Annotated in this window: 16 protein-coding genes; 10 read left to right on the top strand and 6 right to left on the bottom strand. The window is 69.9% G+C overall.

What is annotated here, in order from left to right; genetic code table 11:
- Nucleotides 1-6: 6 nt before the first annotated feature.
- Together QSU92_RS15140 and QSU92_RS15145 are read left to right on the top strand one after the other, a co-directional pair.
- Nucleotides 7-1242: a PrsW family intramembrane metalloprotease gene (locus tag QSU92_RS15140; protein WP_289263109.1), complete on the top strand. Its 1236-nt coding sequence runs from the start codon at nt 7-9 to the stop codon at nt 1240-1242.
- Nucleotides 1243-1422: 180 nt separating this feature from the next.
- On the top strand, nt 1423-1791 hold the full coding sequence (locus QSU92_RS15145) for an FKBP-type peptidyl-prolyl cis-trans isomerase (protein ID WP_141937933.1): 369 nt from the start codon (nt 1423-1425) through the stop codon (nt 1789-1791).
- Between the two features lie 15 nt (nt 1792-1806).
- Here the strand turns inward: QSU92_RS15145 and QSU92_RS15150 are convergent, their stop codons facing one another.
- The gene (locus QSU92_RS15150) at nt 1807-2454 is read right to left on the bottom strand and encodes an NAD(P)-dependent oxidoreductase (RefSeq protein WP_289263114.1); all 648 of its coding nucleotides are present in this window, start codon (nt 2452-2454) and stop codon (nt 1807-1809) included.
- A gap of 114 nt (nt 2455-2568) precedes the next feature.
- Here QSU92_RS15150 and QSU92_RS15155 point away from each other — a divergent pair, with 114 nt between their 5' ends.
- Nucleotides 2569-3510 (top strand): AraC family transcriptional regulator, encoded by a 942-nt coding sequence (locus tag QSU92_RS15155; protein WP_289263116.1) that lies wholly within the window; start codon nt 2569-2571, stop codon nt 3508-3510.
- On the opposite strand, the gene QSU92_RS15160 is transcribed toward QSU92_RS15155, so the two are convergent.
- Complete coding sequence (locus QSU92_RS15160; RefSeq protein WP_289263118.1) at nt 3499-4458, bottom strand: DMT family transporter; 960 nt, start codon at nt 4456-4458, stop codon at nt 3499-3501. The genes QSU92_RS15155 and QSU92_RS15160 overlap by 12 nt on opposite strands.
- A gap of 210 nt (nt 4459-4668) precedes the next feature.
- Here QSU92_RS15160 and rpsO point away from each other — a divergent pair, with 210 nt between their 5' ends.
- Nucleotides 4669-4938, top strand: coding sequence for a 30S ribosomal protein S15 (rpsO, locus tag QSU92_RS15165; protein ID WP_017830938.1), 270 nt, complete (start codon nt 4669-4671; stop codon nt 4936-4938).
- 85 nt (nt 4939-5023) lie between these two features.
- Here rpsO and QSU92_RS15170 read toward each other — a convergent pair whose 3' ends face one another.
- Both QSU92_RS15170 and QSU92_RS15175 read right to left on the bottom strand, forming a co-directional pair.
- Nucleotides 5024-6040: an isopenicillin N synthase family dioxygenase gene (locus tag QSU92_RS15170; RefSeq protein ID WP_289263127.1), complete on the bottom strand. Its 1017-nt coding sequence runs from the start codon at nt 6038-6040 to the stop codon at nt 5024-5026.
- 88 nt (nt 6041-6128) lie between these two features.
- Complete coding sequence (locus tag QSU92_RS15175) at nt 6129-7316, bottom strand: acyltransferase family protein (protein ID WP_289263130.1); 1188 nt, start codon at nt 7314-7316, stop codon at nt 6129-6131.
- A gap of 222 nt (nt 7317-7538) precedes the next feature.
- Here QSU92_RS15175 and QSU92_RS15180 point away from each other — a divergent pair, with 222 nt between their 5' ends.
- The 3 genes from QSU92_RS15180 to QSU92_RS15190 are packed head-to-tail and all read left to right on the top strand — an operon-like array spanning nt 7539 to nt 10145.
- Nucleotides 7539-8729 (top strand): LLM class flavin-dependent oxidoreductase, encoded by a 1191-nt coding sequence (locus QSU92_RS15180; protein ID WP_289265925.1) that lies wholly within the window; start codon nt 7539-7541, stop codon nt 8727-8729.
- A 1-nt stretch (nt 8730) separates the two neighbouring features.
- Nucleotides 8731-9375 carry an FMN reductase gene (locus QSU92_RS15185; protein ID WP_289263132.1) on the top strand — a complete coding sequence of 215 codons (645 nt, stop codon included), beginning with the start codon at nt 8731-8733 and terminating at the stop codon, nt 9373-9375.
- Nucleotides 9372-10145 carry a fructosamine kinase family protein gene (locus tag QSU92_RS15190; RefSeq protein ID WP_289263134.1) on the top strand — a complete coding sequence of 258 codons (774 nt, stop codon included), beginning with the start codon at nt 9372-9374 and terminating at the stop codon, nt 10143-10145. The genes QSU92_RS15185 and QSU92_RS15190 overlap by 4 nt, the downstream gene beginning before the upstream one ends.
- Before the next feature lie 10 nt (nt 10146-10155).
- On the opposite strand, the gene QSU92_RS15195 is transcribed toward QSU92_RS15190, so the two are convergent.
- The gene (locus QSU92_RS15195; protein ID WP_289263136.1) at nt 10156-10752 is read right to left on the bottom strand and encodes a DedA family protein; all 597 of its coding nucleotides are present in this window, start codon (nt 10750-10752) and stop codon (nt 10156-10158) included.
- Between the two features lie 141 nt (nt 10753-10893).
- Between QSU92_RS15195 and QSU92_RS15200 the strand changes: the two genes are divergently transcribed.
- Nucleotides 10894-12891 carry a glycosyltransferase gene (locus QSU92_RS15200; protein ID WP_289263138.1) on the top strand — a complete coding sequence of 666 codons (1998 nt, stop codon included), beginning with the start codon at nt 10894-10896 and terminating at the stop codon, nt 12889-12891.
- A 19-nt stretch (nt 12892-12910) separates the two neighbouring features.
- On the opposite strand, the gene QSU92_RS15205 is transcribed toward QSU92_RS15200, so the two are convergent.
- Nucleotides 12911-13105: a hypothetical protein gene (locus tag QSU92_RS15205; RefSeq protein WP_289263140.1), complete on the bottom strand. Its 195-nt coding sequence runs from the start codon at nt 13103-13105 to the stop codon at nt 12911-12913.
- Nucleotides 13106-13439: 334 nt separating this feature from the next.
- On the opposite strand from QSU92_RS15205, the gene QSU92_RS15210 reads away from it, so the two are divergent.
- Nucleotides 13440-15698, top strand: a complete 2259-nt coding sequence (locus tag QSU92_RS15210; protein ID WP_289263142.1) for a polyribonucleotide nucleotidyltransferase — start codon at nt 13440-13442, stop codon at nt 15696-15698.
- Nucleotides 15699-15896: 198 nt separating this feature from the next.
- The gene (locus tag QSU92_RS15215; protein ID WP_289263143.1) at nt 15897-16934 is read left to right on the top strand and encodes an aldo/keto reductase; all 1038 of its coding nucleotides are present in this window, start codon (nt 15897-15899) and stop codon (nt 16932-16934) included.
- Nucleotides 16935-17004 lie beyond the last annotated feature (70 nt).

Consider the following 17004-nt stretch of genomic DNA (forward strand, 5'->3'; position numbering starts at 1 on the left):
TTCGCCATGACGAACTCGGCCGGCCCCGGGGGCGCACGTCCCTCGCTTCTTCCCCCGGCATTTCCCACGGTCTTCGCCCAGCCGCAGGTCGCCCACGGGGCGTCGATCCCCCAGGCGCGGGTCTCACCCGAACCGGTGCCCCTTCCCACCTCCGCTGCGGCCCTGCCCCGCGCCGGGCGCACGGCACCGCTGTGGATCGCTGCGCTGCTCGTGCTGATCCTCATCGCGCTCTTCGGCTACTTCCTCAACGCACTCGGCCCGGCGGCATCCCTCATCGGCGGGGTCGCAGCCCTGATCCCCCTCGTCGGCGTCCTCTTCGCCATCCGGCTGATCGACCGGTGGGAGCCCGAGCCCCGGGGCCTCCTGGTGCTCGCGGTCGCCTGGGGGGCGATCGCATCGGTCGGAATCGCCCTGGGCGTCGACCTGATGCTGGGCTTCCTGTTCGGATTCGACTCCACGCCGCTCGGCGACGCGCTGTCGGCGGTCGTTCAGGCGCCCGTCGTGGAGGAGGTCGCCAAGGGTCTCGGGGTGCTGCTGATCTTCCTCACCGCCCGCCGGGCCTTCGATGGCCCGGTCGACGGCATCGTCTACGGCGCGCTCGTCGGTGCCGGCTTCGCCTTCACCGAGAACATCCAGTACTTCGGCATCGGATTCATCGAGGGGGGCGTCGCCGACGTCTCGCAGATCTTCTTCCTCCGCGGCATCCTCTCCCCGTTCGCGCACGTGATGTTCACCAGCGTCATCGGGTTCGCTCTGGGCTTGGCCGCGCGGCGGAGCGGCAGGGTGCGCGATGCCGTGGGTCCTTTCCTCATCGGGCTCGCCGGCGCGATCCTGCTCCATGCGTTCTGGAACGGCTCGGCCGTCTTCGGGGACTTCTTCGGCCTCTACCTGACCCTTCAGGTGCCGCTGTTCATCCTCTTCATCCTGGGGATCTTGGGGCTGCGCAGGGAGGAGGCGCGCCTCACCCGGGAACGACTGTCTGATTACGCCACGGCGGGATGGTTCACCTCCCAGGAGGTCGACATGCTCGCCACCGGTTCGGGTCGCCGCGCCGCGCTGGCGTGGGCGGCGGGGCTGCGCGGCGATCGCACGGCGACGATGAAGGGCTTCATCCACGACGCCACGGCGCTCGCGGCCACCCGTCAGCGGTCGATCACCGGCCGCGACCCTCGTGCCGCCGAGGACGAGCACGTCCTCCTCGCTCGGGTCACCGCGGCCCGCGCCGCACTGTTCGCCCCCTGATCGCGGGCGGGCGGAGGGCCGGAAAGAACTCAGCGCCCGGTGCCGCGGCGATGCCTGCGTGTCTACCGGGCGCTGAGTTTGCCTGACCTCAGGATGCCGAGCCGTGCCTGCGGCTGTCAAGACCCCCTCCGCCACGCCGGTCGCGTTGACCGGGAGCGACGCCTCGGCTTGGATGGAGCCATGACCGATGACCGCACCAAGCCCGAGATCGACGCCCCCGCCGGACCCGCCCCCAGTGAGCTGGAGATTCGCGACCTGATCGTCGGGGAGGGCGCGGAGGCTCGCCCCGGCGACCAGGTGACCGTCCACTACGTCGGTGTCGAGTTCGACTCCGGTGAGGAGTTCGACTCGTCGTGGAACCGGGGTGAGAGCATCCAGTTCCCGCTTCGCGGTCTCATCCAGGGATGGCAGGACGGCATCCCCGGCATGCGGGTCGGGGGACGTCGCGAACTCGTCATCCCTCCGCGCCTGGCCTACGGCGAGGGCGGCGGACACTTCCTGGGCGGCAAGACCCTGATCTTCGTGATCGACCTCATCGCCGTCGGCTGACGCCGATCCCGCTGGTCACCCCGACACGGACACCGTGCGCCCGACGCTTGCGCCGGTTTCCACCAACTCGGCGTGCACGCGTGCGACCGCCGCGCGACTGACGCGGCGACCGCGCACCGTCCCGTCCTCGGACACGTGGTGTTCGATGTCGTCGGTGTCGGTCAGGTACACCGGCTGCACGATGGTCCAGTCCAGGTCGGAGCCGCGCAGCACGCCCTCCTGGATCTCGGAGTCCACGATCTGGGGTCGGATGAGCAGCGCGAAGAGAACGCGATCCGCGAGGGTCAGCCGGTCGCGCGTTTCACCGACGCCGTAGGAGGATTGCACGACGATTCGGCGGATTCCGGCCCGGCGGGCGGCATCGACGACGGCGGCGGTTCCCCTCGACCGGATGTCGCCGAGTGTTGCACGGGGCCCTCGCAGGCGCACTCGCACGGCGGGCTCGGAGATGCCGAGGGTCACGACCACCGCGTCATGGCCGGGAAGCGCGCGATCGAGCGCGCGGACGTCGGACGCGTCGAGGTCGAGGCGACGGAGCCGCTCGTGCGCCGGCAGGTGCGACGCGTGCCGCGACACCGCCGTCACGCTGTGCCCGCGATCCAGGAGGGCCTCGCATGCCGCTCGGCCCGAGCCGCCGGTCGCTCCGATCACGATGACGTTCATGACTGATCCTTTCGTAGACGTGTACCCACCCTGGAGGTCCGTGCCTGAATGATCTATCGTCCGTGATACGGATTACTTGATCGCTCGTTCAAGGACGCACATATGGTGACCGCCATGACGATGCCGTGGGACACGGCCGACGAGCTGACCACCGCGCTCTTCCACGTGCGCATGCGCGGGGCGTTCTACTGCTGGACGGAGGCGGCGGGCACCGCCGCCGTCGAGATGCCGCAGATCGACCACACCCTGAGCTTCCACATCGTCGACACCGGGACCGCCTACCTGGAGGTGGACGGCGCCGAGCCCCTCCGGCTCGATCCGGGAATGCTCGCCCTTGTGCCGCGAGGGCTGGGTCACCGCATCTCGTGTCGCCCCGGCGGCGCTGTGCTCGGCCGGGCCGACGAGCTTCCGCAGACCATGATCGGCGACAGCTTCTCCGTGCTGCGCATCGGTTCACCCGACGTCGATCCCGACCTCCGCCTGCTGTGCGGCGTCGTCGCGTTCGAGTCCCCCGCCGTCGAGGGGATGCTGGAGGTGTTGCCGCCCGTTGTCACCGCGGCTTCCGAGGAGTACCCCGTCGCCCGCGCTCTTCTTCCTCTGCTGCGCGAGGAGATGGTCTCCCCGCGCCCCGGGGGGAGTGCCATGGCGACCAGACTGGCGGACCTCCTCGTCATCGAGACCGTCCGCGCATGGATCGCCCGTGACGGATCGGCCACGGGCGGATGGCTGGCCGCCGCGCGTGATCCGCAGCTGGGCCGCGTCGTCGCGGCGGTGCAGCGCGCACCGGGTCACCCCTGGTCGTTGGGCGCCCTCGCCTCGACGGCACGGATGTCTCGAACCTCGTTCGCGGTGCGTTTCACCGAGGTCGTGGGCGTCGCGCCGATGACGTTCGTCAGCCAGTGGCGGATGAGGGTCGGACGCGGACTGCTCCTGCGCGGCGACACGGTCGGTGCGGTCGCATCCGAGCTCGGCTACGGGTCGGAGGCGGCATTCAGCCGGGCGTTCCAGCGGATCACGGGCGAGACCCCGGGGAGCATCCGCCGCTCAGGACGCTGATGACCCCGTGGAACGCGACGAGCGGCCCACGCGGACGCGGTCCTGGGCGAGGAGGATGCCGGCGAACACGACGAGCGCTCCCACCGGCTCGTTCCAGCTCAGCCGCTCCCCGAGGATCAGGATGCCGAGGGCGACGCCGATGACGGGGGTGATGTAGGTCACCGTCGACGCGCGCGTCGGTCCCCATGCCCGCACGACGTTCTGGTTCCAGATGTACGCCAGGCCCGTCCCGAGGGCGCCGAGGAGGGTCAGGCTCACGACGACCGCTGGGGTCAACTGCACCGGAGCCCACGCGACCACCGGTGTCAGCACGATCATGATCGCCGCGGCGATCCCGATGTTGAGGAAGGAGAACGTCAGCGCCGACATCCCGGTGTGGGCGACGAATCGCCGCATGTAGGCCAGGCTGAACCCGTAGCACGCGGTCGCTCCGAGGATCGCGAGCTGCGCCACGACGCTCTGCGAGAGGTCCAGACCCTGCCAGGGCCCGATGATGACGACCACCCCGCTGATGCCCACCGCGATCCCGGTGATCTGGTTCCGGCTGAGCCGCTCGACGCGCAGGAGCAGGCCCGCCATGATCGCCGTCATGATGGGTGTCGTGGCGTTGTAGATGCTGGCCAGGCCCGACGTGACGTGCTGCTGCGCCCACGAGAACAGCAGGAACGGGATGACGCAGAACGTCGACGCGAGGACGGTCATGTGTCCCCAGATGCGAAGCGAGCGAGGCAGCCGCTCGCGTCGGATGGCGACGAGAATCCCGAGCGCGAGGGCGCCGAGGACCAGACGTGCCCACGCGACCTGACCGGGCCCGACACCCTCGAGGGCGACCTTCATGAAGAGGAAGCTCGAGCCCCAGACGACCCCGGCGAGAGTGAACTGCAGCACGATCATCCCCGGAAGCCGCGAGATCTTCGGGGATTCGGTCGCGAGCTCATCCGTGGTCATGTCGCGACCCTATGGCGCAGGCGGGCGCCGGGACAGCGCAGGCCGGCGCATCGTCCGTTTTCCGCCGGTAGCCGACCGTCCACCGACGCGTCGTCATCGCGGGGGAGGACTGGTAGACTCGTGCAGTTGCCGTTGGATCGGCCGCGGATAAAGAGAGCTCGCGCATCAGGCGTCGGGCACCGCGCAATGAGGAGAAAGGGGATCCCATCTATGGCACTCGAAGCAGACGTCAAGAAGGCGATCATCGAAGAGTACGCGACGCACCCCGGTGACACCGGATCCCCCGAGGTGCAGGTCGCGATGCTGACGCAGCGCATCAAGGACCTCACCGAGCACCTCAAGGAGCACAAGCACGACCACCACTCGCGTCGTGGGCTGTTCCTGCTCGTCGGTCAGCGCCGCCGTCTGCTCGGCTACCTCCAGGACATCGACATCGCGCGCTACCGCTCGCTGATCGAGCGCCTGGGGCTGCGCCGCTAATCGCGTCCAGCGTTCAATCGCGCAAACGTTCTTGTGAGAGCCGCCCGAGGTGTCGGGCGGCTCTCTCCTTTTCGCGACGAGTCGGTCAGGACGAGGCGCGGGCTGCCAGCAGGTCGGCGTGCCACCGCTCGGCGACATCGGGATGCGCCCGCAGCCGCGACTTCAGCGCATTCTCGCCGAACAGCGAGTGGATGGGGTTCGACGGGTCCTCAGTGACGCCCCTCGCCCGCGCGGCCAGCTCTGCCGGCAGCTCGACGAGCGGCAGCGCTGCGTCGAGAGCGGGGTTGAAGAAGAAGGGCACCGAGATGCGGTCGTCGGGGAAGCGCGGCGAGATCACCCGGTGATTGGTGGCGACGAGATAGCCCTGGGTCGCGTACTCCATCATCTCGCCGATGTTCACCACGAAGGCGCCCGGCACGGCCGGGGCATCGACCCACTGGCCCTCGCGCTCGACCTGCAGGCCGCCCTTGCCGGGCTCGACCCACAGCAGCGTCAGCACGCCGGAGTCCTTATGCGCGCCCACACCCTGCTGCGGCTCCGGCTCGGTGGTGCCGGGGTAGCGCACGATCTTTATCAGGCTCGCCGGCTCTCCGAAGTGCCGTTCGAAGTGATCGGCCTCGGCGGCCAGGGCCAGTGCCCACTGCTGGAGCAGAACGCGGGAGATCCGGGTGAGCTTGTCGTGCCACTCGGTGACGACCTCGCGCAGCTCCGGCTGCGCCGCCGGCCAGAGGTTGGGTCCGGTCAGACGGTGGAAGTCCGCCGCATCCGGATCAGTGACGGGTTCGCGCTCGGGCCCGATGTCGATCTGCTCGCGCCAGTCGACCTCGCCCTGAGTGCGCTCGCCGCCGATACGGGTGTAGCCGCGGAAGTGCGGGCTGTTGAGGTTCTCGATCGCCAGCTTGTCGGCCTCGGGGAGGTCGAAGAACGCCCGCGCCGCGGTGTGCAGGCGATTCTCGAGCTCCGGGCCGACCCCCGTGCCGGTGAGGTAGAAGAATCCGACCCGGTGCGTGGCCTCGCGCAGCTCGTCGCGGAAAGCGGCGGCTTCAGCGGGTCCGGAGTCGAGGCGGGAGAGGTCGAGGATCGGCAGCGACAGGTCGGTCATGGCCACAGGCTACGTCGGCGACACGGGTGCCTGGCGCCGTGTTACGCGGCGGCTGTCACAGTGTTACGCCCACGCTCCGGCGGGACCGTCACAGGGGCCCGCGCGCCTCGTGCGGCGGGGCGGCGGGGCGCGTCCTGGGCGGCTCGGGCGGTCGGCGTGAACCGGTCGGGTCGGATCGCCGACCCTCCGACCCTGCGAGCGAGGGATCAGCGAAGAGCCAGCGCGGTCGAGGTTCGATCAGCGGGCGGAAGATGCGCCGCACCGGCTTCGTGGCAAGACCCAGCGCGATGCCGACCGACAGCAGGCACACCAGCGGCAGCCACAGCCAGGTCGGCTCGAGGCCGCGGAGCACCCCCGACTCGCGGAACGGGTAGAGCACGAAGGAGTGGAGCAGGTAGACGTACATGGTGTACTGCCCGAAGTGGGTCCACCACTTCTGTCCGCGCGGAATGAGGATGAAGAAAGCGGTGGAGAGGACCAGGGCGATCATCATCAGAGCGATGCGCACGCCTCCCGCCCACCACTGGGTTCCGCCGAGGTCGGCGTAGGAGTCGTCGTAGAAGAACCAGGTCGCGAGGTTCATCTGCTTCCACTCGTCGACGAAGAACCACGCGGCCCAGCCGGCCAGGACGAAGGTCGCGATGGCGGCCGGGAAGGTCCACCAGGGTCGACGGTCCAGCAGCTGCAGCCGTTCGATGACCCGGTGCTCACGGAGCCACCATCCGAGGGTGAAGAACGGCAGGAGTCCGAGCGTGCGGGACAGGGAGAAGGTCGAGTCGATGTTCGGCAGATAGCCCGCGCCGATGGAGATCACGATGGTCCACGCCAGCGGCCATTTCAGCAGTGCGAGGTAGGGGAGCACGACGCGGAAGATGCCGAGGGCGAGGAGGAACCACAGCGTCCACGACGGGCGGGTGAGGTTCGGGTCGGCCTGGCCCTCGACGATCCACTTCGTGAGCACCCACAGCCCCTCGAAGATCACGTAGGGCACGACGATATCGGTGAGCACGCGCGCCATCTGGCGCTTGCCCGGCGCATCCGACTTGGAGAAGTACCCCGAGATCAGCGCGAACGCCGGCATGTGGAAGGCGTAGATGAGCAGGTACATCGACAGGGCGATGTCGGAGTCGTAGGTGAGGCGCTGGATCGCATGGCCGAGGACGACCAGGACGATGCATCCGAATCGCGCATTGTCGAAGAACGGCGTGCGGCGCTTCGTGCGCGTCGTGCCGGTTGTGGGGGTGGCTGCCGTGGGTGGCGCGCTGTTGCCGGACATGGTCACCTCCCCGGGTTGAGATCAGACTATCCGTCACCGCGCCCGTCGGCCCGGGAACCCGGGCACCGCCCGCGCGGCTCGGTCGCCGCCCCCGTGCCGGGAATAGCCTGGAGCGACAGGCGTTGTCTCAGATACATTCATTTGCATGTACTCGTTCGAGGCGGATGGCACCGCGCGGCGAGAGAGCGGAGAGAAGACGTGAACACCCCCACCTGGCCGGGAATGCAGTTCGGCATCTTCACGGTGAGCGACATCACCGAAGACCCCACGACGGGGCGCACCCCGAGCGAATCGGAGCGTATCCAGGCGACGATAACGATCGCGCGCCACGCCGAAGAGGTCGGGCTGGACGTGTTCGCCCTCGGCGAGCACCACAATACGCCGTTCTGGTCGTCGTCGCCGACCACGACGCTCGCCTACATCGCCGCCCAGACCGAACGGCTCATCCTCTCCACCGCGACCACGCTGATCACCACGAACGACCCGGTGAAGATCGCCGAGGACTATGCGATGCTGCAGCACCTCGCCCAGGGACGGGTCGACCTGACCCTCGGCCGGGGGAACACCGGCCCGGTCTACCCGTGGTTCGGCAAGGACATCCGTCAGGGCCTGCCCCTGGCGATCGAGAACTACGCCCTGCTGCACAAGCTCTGGCGCGAGGACGTCGTGGACTGGGAGGGGCGCTTCCGGACGCCGCTGCAGGGTTTCACCTCGACCCCGCGGCCGCTGGACGGCGTGGCCCCCTTCGTCTGGCACGGGTCGATCCGCACCCCCGAGATCGCCGAACAGGCGGCCTACTACGGGGACGGATTCTTCGCCAACAACATCTTCTGGCCCAAGGAGCACTACCAGCGCCTCATCGCGCTGTACCGTCAGCGCTTCGCCCACTACGGCCACGGTGCCCCCGAGCAGGCGATCGTGGGTCTGGGCGGTCAGGTGTTCATGGCCAAGAACTCCCAGGATGCGGTGAAGGAGTTCCGCCCGTACTTCGACAACGCCCCGGTGTACGGTCACGGACCGAGCCTGGAGGACTTCAGCGAGATGACGCCCCTCACCGTCGGCTCGCCGCAGCAGATCATCGACCGCTACGCGGGGATGCGCGAGCACTACGGCGACTACCAGCGTCAGCTCTTCCTCATCGACCACGCCGGGCTGCCGCTGAAGACGGTGCTCGAGCAGCTCGACATCCTCGGCGGTGAGGTGGTTCCGGCGCTCCGGCGCGAGCTGGCCGCCGGCCGTCCCGCGAACGTCCCCGACGCGCCCACTCACGCCGCCCGTGTCGCCGCTGCATACGCCGGAGCATCCGCTCCGCAGGCGATCCCCAACGCGAACCGCGGCGACAACCTCTCCGGCGGACCGAGCCCCTATCGCCAGCCCGCCGCCACCGGCGCCTCCTTCAGGAAGGCGGAGTGAGATGACCGCGCGCCGCATCGCCGTGATCTCCGCCGGCCTGTCCAGCCCCTCCTCCACACGCCTCCTGGCCGATCGCCTGGCGACGGCCGCGGTGCGCGAACTCGGCGGCCAGGGCGACGAGGCGGTCACCGACGTCTTCGAACTCCGTGACCACGCCCACGCCATCACCGACAATCTCCTCACCGGCTTCGCGCCCCCGAGTCTGGAGACGATGATCAACGCCGTCGTCTCGGCGGATGGTCTGATCGCGGTGACGCCGATCTTCTCCACCAGCTACTCGGGCCTGTTCAAGTCGTTCATCGATGTGCTCGACCCCGACGCGCTGACCGGCATGCCGGTGCTCCTCGCGGCGAACGCCGGCACCGCGCGGCACTCGCTCGCGATCGACTACGCCATCCGGCCGCTGTTCACCTACCTCCACGCCTCACCCGTTCCGACCGGGGTCTTCGCCGCGTCGAGCGACTGGGGCGGTGCCGGCGATCAGGTCTCGCCGCTCGGGGAGCGCATCGACCGTGCCGCACGGGAATTCGCCTCCGCGGTCGCCGGCCGGCCCGCGGCATCCGCTTCTGATCCCTTCGATCCCGCGAATTTCCTCGGGGAGGGCCGCTCCTTCGGGCACCTGCTCGGCGGGCTCTCGGGAGAATGAGCCCGGACCGGCGGTCGACCTTCCGCAAGGATCGCCCAGGCGCTCCGGACGGCTTCTTCGCCGCCGAGGCGGCGGGCCTGGCGTGGCTCGCCGAGGCGGGCGGCGTGCGCACCGCGACCGTCGTGAACGTGGACGCGGAGGCCATCGAACTCGAGCGCCTCGAGTCCGTGGCTCCCGATCGTGCCGTTGCGAGAGCCTTCGGCGCTGCACTCGCCGTCACACACGACGCCGGAGCCCCCGCCTTCGGCTCGCCACCGCCCGGGATCACCGCGCTCTTCATCGGAAGACGGTCGCAGCCCGCGGCCGCCGAGCCGTCGTGGGGAGCCTTCTACGCGCGCGACCGCGTTCTCCCGTTCCTGCCGGCGGCACGGGCCGCGGGCTTTCTCACCGAGGACGAGGACGACGTCGTGCGACAGGCGTGCGCGGCGATCGCCGCTGGAGCGTTCGACGACGGCGAGGGGCCGGCGCGGCTGCACGGCGACCTGTGGCATGGCAACGTGCTGTGGAGTCCGGGCGAGGTGGTCCTCATCGACCCGGCCGCCCACGGCGGCCACCGCGAGACCGACCTGGCGATGCTCGCGCTCTTCGGCTGCCCGTTCCTCGACGAGATCATCGCCGGTTACGAAGAACGTCGCCGCCTCGCCCCCGGGTGGCGCGACCGCCTTCCACTCCATCAGCTGCATCCCCTGGCGGTGCACGCCGCCGGGCACGGTCGCCACTACGGCAGGGCATTGACGGATGCCGCGCGGCAGACACTCGCGCTCGCGTGATGCCGCCGGCTCATCGATCCGTCGGTAGGGTCCGACGGGCGAAGAGCCGGTCGATGAGGAGCCCGAGCACAAGCGCGACCACCACCGACACCACCACCGCCGCCACCGGCCCACCGGGCACGACCGCTGCCACGATGGCCCCGACGAGCGACTGGTAGACGGCCCACCCGAGCGCGGCGAGCCCCGCCACCAGCAGGTAGCGGGGCGCGGGCACACGGGATGCGCCGGCGGTGAGATTGACCGCGAGGCGGGCGAACGGCACGAAGCGGGCCGTGAACAGCACCACCGCCGTGCGCCGCTGGAGGCGATCGCCGACGGCGCGCAGTGCCGCGCGGACGCGCCGCCCGCGCATCCACCGCCAACGATCCAGGCCGATGGTGCGCCCGATGAGATAGCAGAGCGTGTCGCCGGCGAGGGCGGCGATCGCCGCCACCGCGATGACCGCGAGAAGTGGCGGAGCGCCATGGACCACCGCCAGGGCCCCGAGGGCCGTCACGGCCACCTCGCCGGGGATGACGACGAGGAAGGCGTCGCCGAGGACGAGTGCCGCCATCACCACGAGCGACCACGGGTTCCCCGAGATGCCGGCCAGCAGATCGTCGATCACACCTTCGTGGGTACCAGCGGGCGGTGAACGGCGACCGAACGGAGGACGACCGGTGACGCACCGCCGTGCGGACGGTGAATTCTCGACGACGAGGTGCGCCGCGGCAACCTTTCGGACACCCGCCGCCGCGATGGTGGATGCGTGAGAGTCGCGGTCATCGCCGAGTCCTTCCTTCCCCACATGAACGGGGTCACGGGTTCCGTGCTGCAGATCCTGCGCCATCTGTCGGCGGCGGGGCACGAGATCCTCGTCATCGCCCCGCGGGCCGGTGATTCTCCCGAGGAAGGGGTGGTCGCGGGTCTCCACGGCGCCGATGCGAGGCTGCTGCGCTCGGTGCCGCTTCCCTCCTACCCCGAGGTGCGGGTCGTCTTCGCCCGTGCCGCCCGCCTCGCCGGCATCCTTCGGGCCTTCCGCCCCGATGTGGTGCACCTCGCCTCGCCCTTCGTGCTCGGGTGGCAGGCCGTGGTCGCCGCCGACACGCTGCGCGTGCCGACCGTCGCGGTCTATCAGACCGATGTGGTCGCCTACGCCGAGAAATACGGGATGCCGCGGGCCACTGCCCTGGTGCGTTCCCACGTCGCCCGGATGCACCGGCGTGCGACGTTGACCCTCGCTCCGTCGTCGACGTCGATGGCCCAGCTCGACGCCCTCGGGGTGGATCGGGTGCGTCGGTGGGGGCGCGGAGTCGACACCGATCTGTTCCACCCGGCGCGGCGGAGCGACCACTGGCGGGCTGAGATCGCTCCGGGTCGGCGCATCGTCGGCTACGTCGGCAGGCTCGCTCCCGAGAAGCAGGTGGCCGATCTCCGCGCGCTGGACGGGTTGGAGGACACCACCCTCGTCATCGTCGGCGACGGGCCGTCCCGCCCGGCACTGGAGGGGATGCTCCCCGGTGCGATCTTCACCGGACACCTGCGGGGGGACGCCCTCGCGAGGGCGCTGGCGAGTTTCGACGTGTTCGTCCATCCCGGCGAGAGCGAGACATTCGGCCAGACGATCCAGGAGGCTCTCGCCAGCGGCGTCCCCGTCGTCGCCACCGGCACCGGGGGGCCCGTCGACCTCGTGCGCTCGAGTGTGGACGGCTGGCTGTACCGGCCCGGCGACCTTGCGGACCTCCGCGCCCGCGTGGCCGACCTCCTCGGTGATGAGGCCAAACGGCACGCTTTCGCCGCCGCCGCGGCCGACGCTGTTCGTGCACGTAGCTGGGCGGCGGTGTGCGACCAGCTGCTCGAGCACTACCAGGAGGCTCGCCGGCTGCGTCCGATCGATGATGCGCAGTTCGTCCGGGGTCTCGGTCGCCCCGCCGCCGCTCCCGCGCCGGTGATCTCCGCACCGCGCTGGCGTCGGTTCATCGCCCTGGGAGACTCGTTGACCGAGGGCCTCTGCGACTCCTCGCGCATGCCGTCCGGCGAGTATCGGGGGTGGGCTGACCGCCTCGCCGAACTGCTGGCGCGTCCCCGGGGGACGGGGGAGACGCCGCCCCTGCAGTATGCGAACCTGGCCGTCCGCAGCCGCCGGGTGCGCGACGTGGTCGCGGTGCAGGTGCCTCACGCGCTGGCGATGAAGCCCGATCTGGTGTCGATCCTCATCGGGGCGAACGACCTGGTGGGCTCGCGCGCCGATCCGGTCGCTCTCGCCGACGAGGTCGCCGGCGCGGTGCGCCGCCTGCGTGACGGGGGCATAGACGTCCTCCTGGTGACCCCGTTCCTCCCGCGCCGTCGCGAAGCCCGGGTGTTCTCCCGACGGTTCGCCCGGTACGCCGATCAGCTGCGGCGCGTCGCGTCGGAGACCGGGGCGATGCTCCTCGACCTCGATGCCCATCCCGCCATTGGAGACGTCGGCTTCTGGGCAGACGACAGAGTGCACCTGCGCTCCCGCGGACACCGCTTCCTGGCCTATCGCGCAGCCGAGACGCTCGGGGTCCCCGACGCCGAGGCCCTCGGCCGGCTCGACGCGGCGCTCCACGCCGACGACGATCCGCCCGCCGTCGGCAGCTGGCTCCGCCGCGATGCGCTGCCGTGGGTCTGGCGGCGGCTGCGGGGGAGGACCGCCGGCGACGGTCTCGACGCCAAGCACGCCGACTACGTGCCGGTGGGAGGTGGCGGAACCGCGCCGGCACGGCTCATCGAACGATCCTGATCAGCGACGCCAACGGCATTCAGGGCTCGAGGTGACCGCTTTCGATCGCGGCATCGCGCTCCTCGGCGACGAGCTCGTCGCCGTCGTCCTCGATGCGCTCGAGAGGATCGATGGTGGGCGGCGGAAGCTCGAGCTCGGCGTCGTCGTCGAGGGGTACGGGACGCTCGTCGTCGGAGCGGATCTCGCGGAAGTCGCCGATGCCGTGGGTCTCCATGCCCGCATCGTAGGCACGATCAGTCGGGCCGCGCCAGGGGTGTGCCCCGCCCGACGCTGATAGGCTGAGGAGGGTTGCCCCCGGGCATCCGCTCAATTCCATACGAGCACCGTGCTGCACAGCACACCGGAGCAGGCCGGCAGGAAGCTGGTCCCCTGAGGTGGAATCCCCGTCGTGGCGATGATGATCATCGCGCCGGGTGCTCTTCTTCTGGTGACCAGCGCTGGCGAGAACCGCGGCCGCGCCGCACGCTGAGATCTGCCTGTTCCTGCTCCTTCGCACATCCTCGCGCTCGATACGCGTGCGCGAGCATAAAAAAAGAAGGAGAGACCTCTTGGAAGGTCCTGAAATCACCGCCGCTGAAGCCGTTCTCGACAACGGCCGCTTCGGCACCCGTACCGTCCGGTTCGAGACCGGTCGACTCGCGCAGCAGGCGCAGGGCGCCGTCGCCGCGTACCTCGATGAGGAGACGATGCTCCTCTCGGCCACCAGCGCCGGAAAGCACCCCCGGGAAGGGTTCGACTTCTTCCCCCTGACCGTCGACGTCGAGGAGCGCTCCTACGCCGCGGGCAAGATCCCCGGCTCGTTCTTCCGCCGCGAAGGTCGGCCCTCCACCGAGGCGATCCTCGTGTGCCGTCTCATCGACCGGCCCCTGCGTCCCTCGTTCGTCGAGGGGCTGCGCAACGAGGTCCAGATCGTCGTCACCGTGCTCTCCATCGCGCCCGGCGAGTTCTACGACGCCCTCGCGATCAACGCCGCATCGGCGTCGACGCAGATCTCGGGTCTGCCGTTCTCGGGCCCGATCGCCGGTGTGCGCCTCGCTCTGGTCCCCGGCCAGGGCGAGCACCCCGACCAGTGGGTGGCGTTCCCCAACACCAGCGTGCTCGAGCAGGCCGTCTTCGACCTCGTGGTCGCCGGTCGCGTGCTCGATGACGGCGACGTCGCGATCATGATGGTCGAGGCCGAGGCCACCGAGCACTCCTGGAACCTCATCCAGGGTGGCGCCACCAAGCCCAGCGAGGAGATCGTCGCGCAGGGTCTGGAGGCTTCGAAGCCCTTCATCAAGGAGCTCGTCGCCGCACAGACGAAGCTGGCCAGCACCGCCGCCAAGGAGATCCAGCCCTACCCGGTGTTCCTGCCCTACTCGCGGGAGACCTACGACTTCGTCGCCGCCCGCGCGTACGACGAGCTCAAGGGCATCTACCAGGTCGCCGACAAGCAGGAGCGCCAGAGCGCCGACGACGCGCTGAAGGAGCGTGTCCGTGGCGAGCTCATCGCCGCCGTCGAGGCGGGCGAGCTTCCGGCCGTCGCGACGATCGAGTTCTCGGCCGCTTACAAGTCGGTGACGAAGCTCATCGTCCGCAGCCGCATCCTCACCGACGGTGTCCGCATCGACGGACGCGGCCTCGCCGACATCCGTCCGCTGGACGCCGAGGTGCAGGTCATCCCTCGTGTGCACGGCTCGGCGGTGTTCCAGCGCGGTGAGACCCAGATCCTGGGTGTCACGACGCTGAACATGCTGAAGATGGAGCAGCAGATCGACTCGCTGTCGCCCGTCACCCACAAGCGGTACATGCACCACTACAACTTCCCGCCCTACTCGACCGGCGAGACCGGTCGCGTCGGATCGCCCAAGCGTCGCGAGATCGGGCACGGCTTCCTCGCCGAGCGCGCGCTCGTGCCGGTGCTGCCGGCCCGCGAGGAGTTCCCGTACGCCATCCGCCAGGTCTCCGAGGCGCTGAGCTCCAACGGATCGACCTCGATGGGCTCGGTCTGCGCATCGACCCTGTCGCTGCTGAACGCCGGTGTGCCCCTGCGCGCGCCGGTCGCGGGCATCGCCATGGGCCTGGTCTCGGACGTGGTCGACGGCCAGACGCGCTACGCGGCGCTGACCGACATCCTCGGCGCCGAAGACGCTCTCGGCGACATGGACTTCAAGGTCGCCGGCACCCGTGAGTTCGTCACCGCGATCCAGCTCGACACCAAGCTCGACGGCATTCCGTCGTCGGTGCTGTCGGCTGCGCTGCAGCAGGCGCGCGATGCGCGTCTGACGATCCTCGACGTGCTGAACCAGGCGATCGACGCGCCCGACGAGATGGCGCCCACCGCGCCGCGCGTCATCAGCGTGCAGATCCCCGTCGACAAGATCGGTGAGCTGATCGGCCCCAAGGGCAAGACGATCAACGCCATCCAGGACGAGACCGGCGCCGACATCTCCATCGAGGAGGACGGCACCGTCTACATCGGCGCCGTCGACGGGCCGTCCGCCGAGGCTGCCCGCGCGCAGGTCAACGCGATCGCGAACCCGACCAATCCCGAGATCGGTGACCAGTTCCTGGGCACCGTGGTGAAGATCGCGACCTTCGGCGCGTTCATCTCGCTGCTCCCGGGCAAGGACGGACTGCTCCACGTCAGCGAGGTCCGCAAGCTCGCCGGCGGCAAGCGCGTCGAGAACGTCGAGGACGTGCTCGGTGTCGGTCAGAAGCTCCTGGTACGCATCACCAAGGTCGATGACCGCGGGAAGCTCTCGCTCGAGCCGGTGCTCGAGGAGACCGAGGCGGCCGAGGCCGCGCCGGTCGCCGCTGACGCCTGAGCGACACACCCCTGACGGATGCCCGTCCCTCGCCATGAGGGGCGGGCATCCGTGTCATCCGGATCTTTCGTGATGAAACCGTTACGCGAAGTTCACCGACAGGGCGCCGCAATGTCAGGCGGGGTCGGAGGCACCCCCTACCCTCGAAGTACGCGTCGGGGGGCGCGTCACGCGACAGGACGTCGTGAGGGGGTGCGTATGTCGAACCGGGGCACTGAGCTCGTCTCGACACGACGACAACGCCGGAAAGAGCTGCCGACGTCCGCGCTGCACCCGTCCGCACCGATCCCGGTGCAGGGTCCCGGCGTAGGAGTCGGCGTCCGCGTCCCGCTCGGCGACGCCGGCGCACAGATCTTCCCTCTCATCCTCGGTGCGGCCGAATTCGGCTGGAACGTCGATCTCGAATCCAGTCACGCGATCCTCGACACCTACGCCGAGCTCGGCGGAAACGCCGTGCACACCGCCGACACGTACTCCAGCGGTCGCAGTGAGCACATCGTCGGCCAGTGGGTGCATTCGCGGGGGCTGCGCGACGAGGTCGCACTCATGGTGCGGGTCGGCGGACATCCTGACAATCCCGGCCTCGGACCCGTCGACCTCGTCCGCAGCGTCGAGGCGTCGCTCAGTCGACTTCGCACCGATCGGATCGACGTGCTGACGCTCGATGCCGCCGCCGACAGCGTGACTGCCCTGGAAGACACGTTGGCCACGGCCGAGTGGCTCGTGGAGGCCGGCAAGATCCGGGCCCTCGGTGCCGTCGGCTACAGCGCGGCGCAGCTGGTCGAGGCTCGCATCCTCTCCTCCGCGGGCTACCCGCGCATCACCGTGCTCGACGTCCCCTTCAACATCCTGCGACGGCACGAGTTCGACGCCGACCTCCGACTGGTCGCCAGCGCGCAGGGGATGTCGGTCACCGCCTCGCACGCGCTGGAGCACGGCTTCCTCGCCGGGCGATACCGCAGCCGCTCCCGCGGCGGGCTGTCGGCCCGGGGCGCACAGCTCGCGGCGAGCCTCAATCGGCGCGGCACGCGGGTGCTCCGGGCACTCGACGAGGTGGGCGCAGACCTCGGCCTCCCCGATGCCGCGGTGGCGGTGGCATGGCTGCTCGCGCAGCGGCTGGTGACCGCGCCCATCGTGAATGCCTACGCGCCGGAGCACGTCGAGGAGCTGGTGCAGGGTGTCGGCGTGCATCTCAGTCGCGCGCAGCTCTCCGAGATCGCCCGCGCGGCGGAGTGATCCCGTGACGCGCGGCCGCGGTCGACCCCGGAGAGGCCCGCTGACGTAGGCTGGAAGAGCGCCGTCCGGC

Source organism: Microbacterium sp. ET2 (assembly GCF_030347395.1).
Classification (GTDB): Bacteria; Actinomycetota; Actinomycetes; order Actinomycetales; family Microbacteriaceae; genus Microbacterium; species Microbacterium albipurpureum.

What these genes read in the sequence shown, in the direction of transcription:
- QSU92_RS15140 (WP_289263109.1), top strand. Translation starts at nt 7, where the DNA reads ATGACGAACTCGGCCGGCCCCGGGGGCGCACGTCCCTCGCTTCTTCCC.
- QSU92_RS15145 (WP_141937933.1), top strand. Translation starts at nt 1,423, where the DNA reads ATGACCGATGACCGCACCAAGCCCGAGATCGACGCCCCCGCCGGACCC.
- QSU92_RS15150 (WP_289263114.1), bottom strand. Translation starts at nt 2,454, where the DNA reads ATGAACGTCATCGTGATCGGAGCGACCGGCGGCTCGGGCCGAGCGGCA.
- QSU92_RS15155 (WP_289263116.1), top strand. Translation starts at nt 2,569, where the DNA reads ATGACGATGCCGTGGGACACGGCCGACGAGCTGACCACCGCGCTCTTC.
- QSU92_RS15160 (WP_289263118.1), bottom strand. Translation starts at nt 4,458, where the DNA reads ATGACCACGGATGAGCTCGCGACCGAATCCCCGAAGATCTCGCGGCTT.
- rpsO (WP_017830938.1), top strand. Translation starts at nt 4,669, where the DNA reads ATGGCACTCGAAGCAGACGTCAAGAAGGCGATCATCGAAGAGTACGCG.
- QSU92_RS15170 (WP_289263127.1), bottom strand. Translation starts at nt 6,040, where the DNA reads ATGACCGACCTGTCGCTGCCGATCCTCGACCTCTCCCGCCTCGACTCC.
- QSU92_RS15175 (WP_289263130.1), bottom strand. Translation starts at nt 7,316, where the DNA reads ATGTCCGGCAACAGCGCGCCACCCACGGCAGCCACCCCCACAACCGGC.
- QSU92_RS15180 (WP_289265925.1), top strand. Translation starts at nt 7,539, where the DNA reads ATGCAGTTCGGCATCTTCACGGTGAGCGACATCACCGAAGACCCCACG.
- QSU92_RS15185 (WP_289263132.1), top strand. Translation starts at nt 8,731, where the DNA reads ATGACCGCGCGCCGCATCGCCGTGATCTCCGCCGGCCTGTCCAGCCCC.
- QSU92_RS15190 (WP_289263134.1), top strand. Translation starts at nt 9,372, where the DNA reads ATGAGCCCGGACCGGCGGTCGACCTTCCGCAAGGATCGCCCAGGCGCT.
- QSU92_RS15205 (WP_289263140.1), bottom strand. Translation starts at nt 13,105, where the DNA reads ATGGAGACCCACGGCATCGGCGACTTCCGCGAGATCCGCTCCGACGAC.
- QSU92_RS15215 (WP_289263143.1), top strand. Translation starts at nt 15,897, where the DNA reads ATGTCGAACCGGGGCACTGAGCTCGTCTCGACACGACGACAACGCCGG.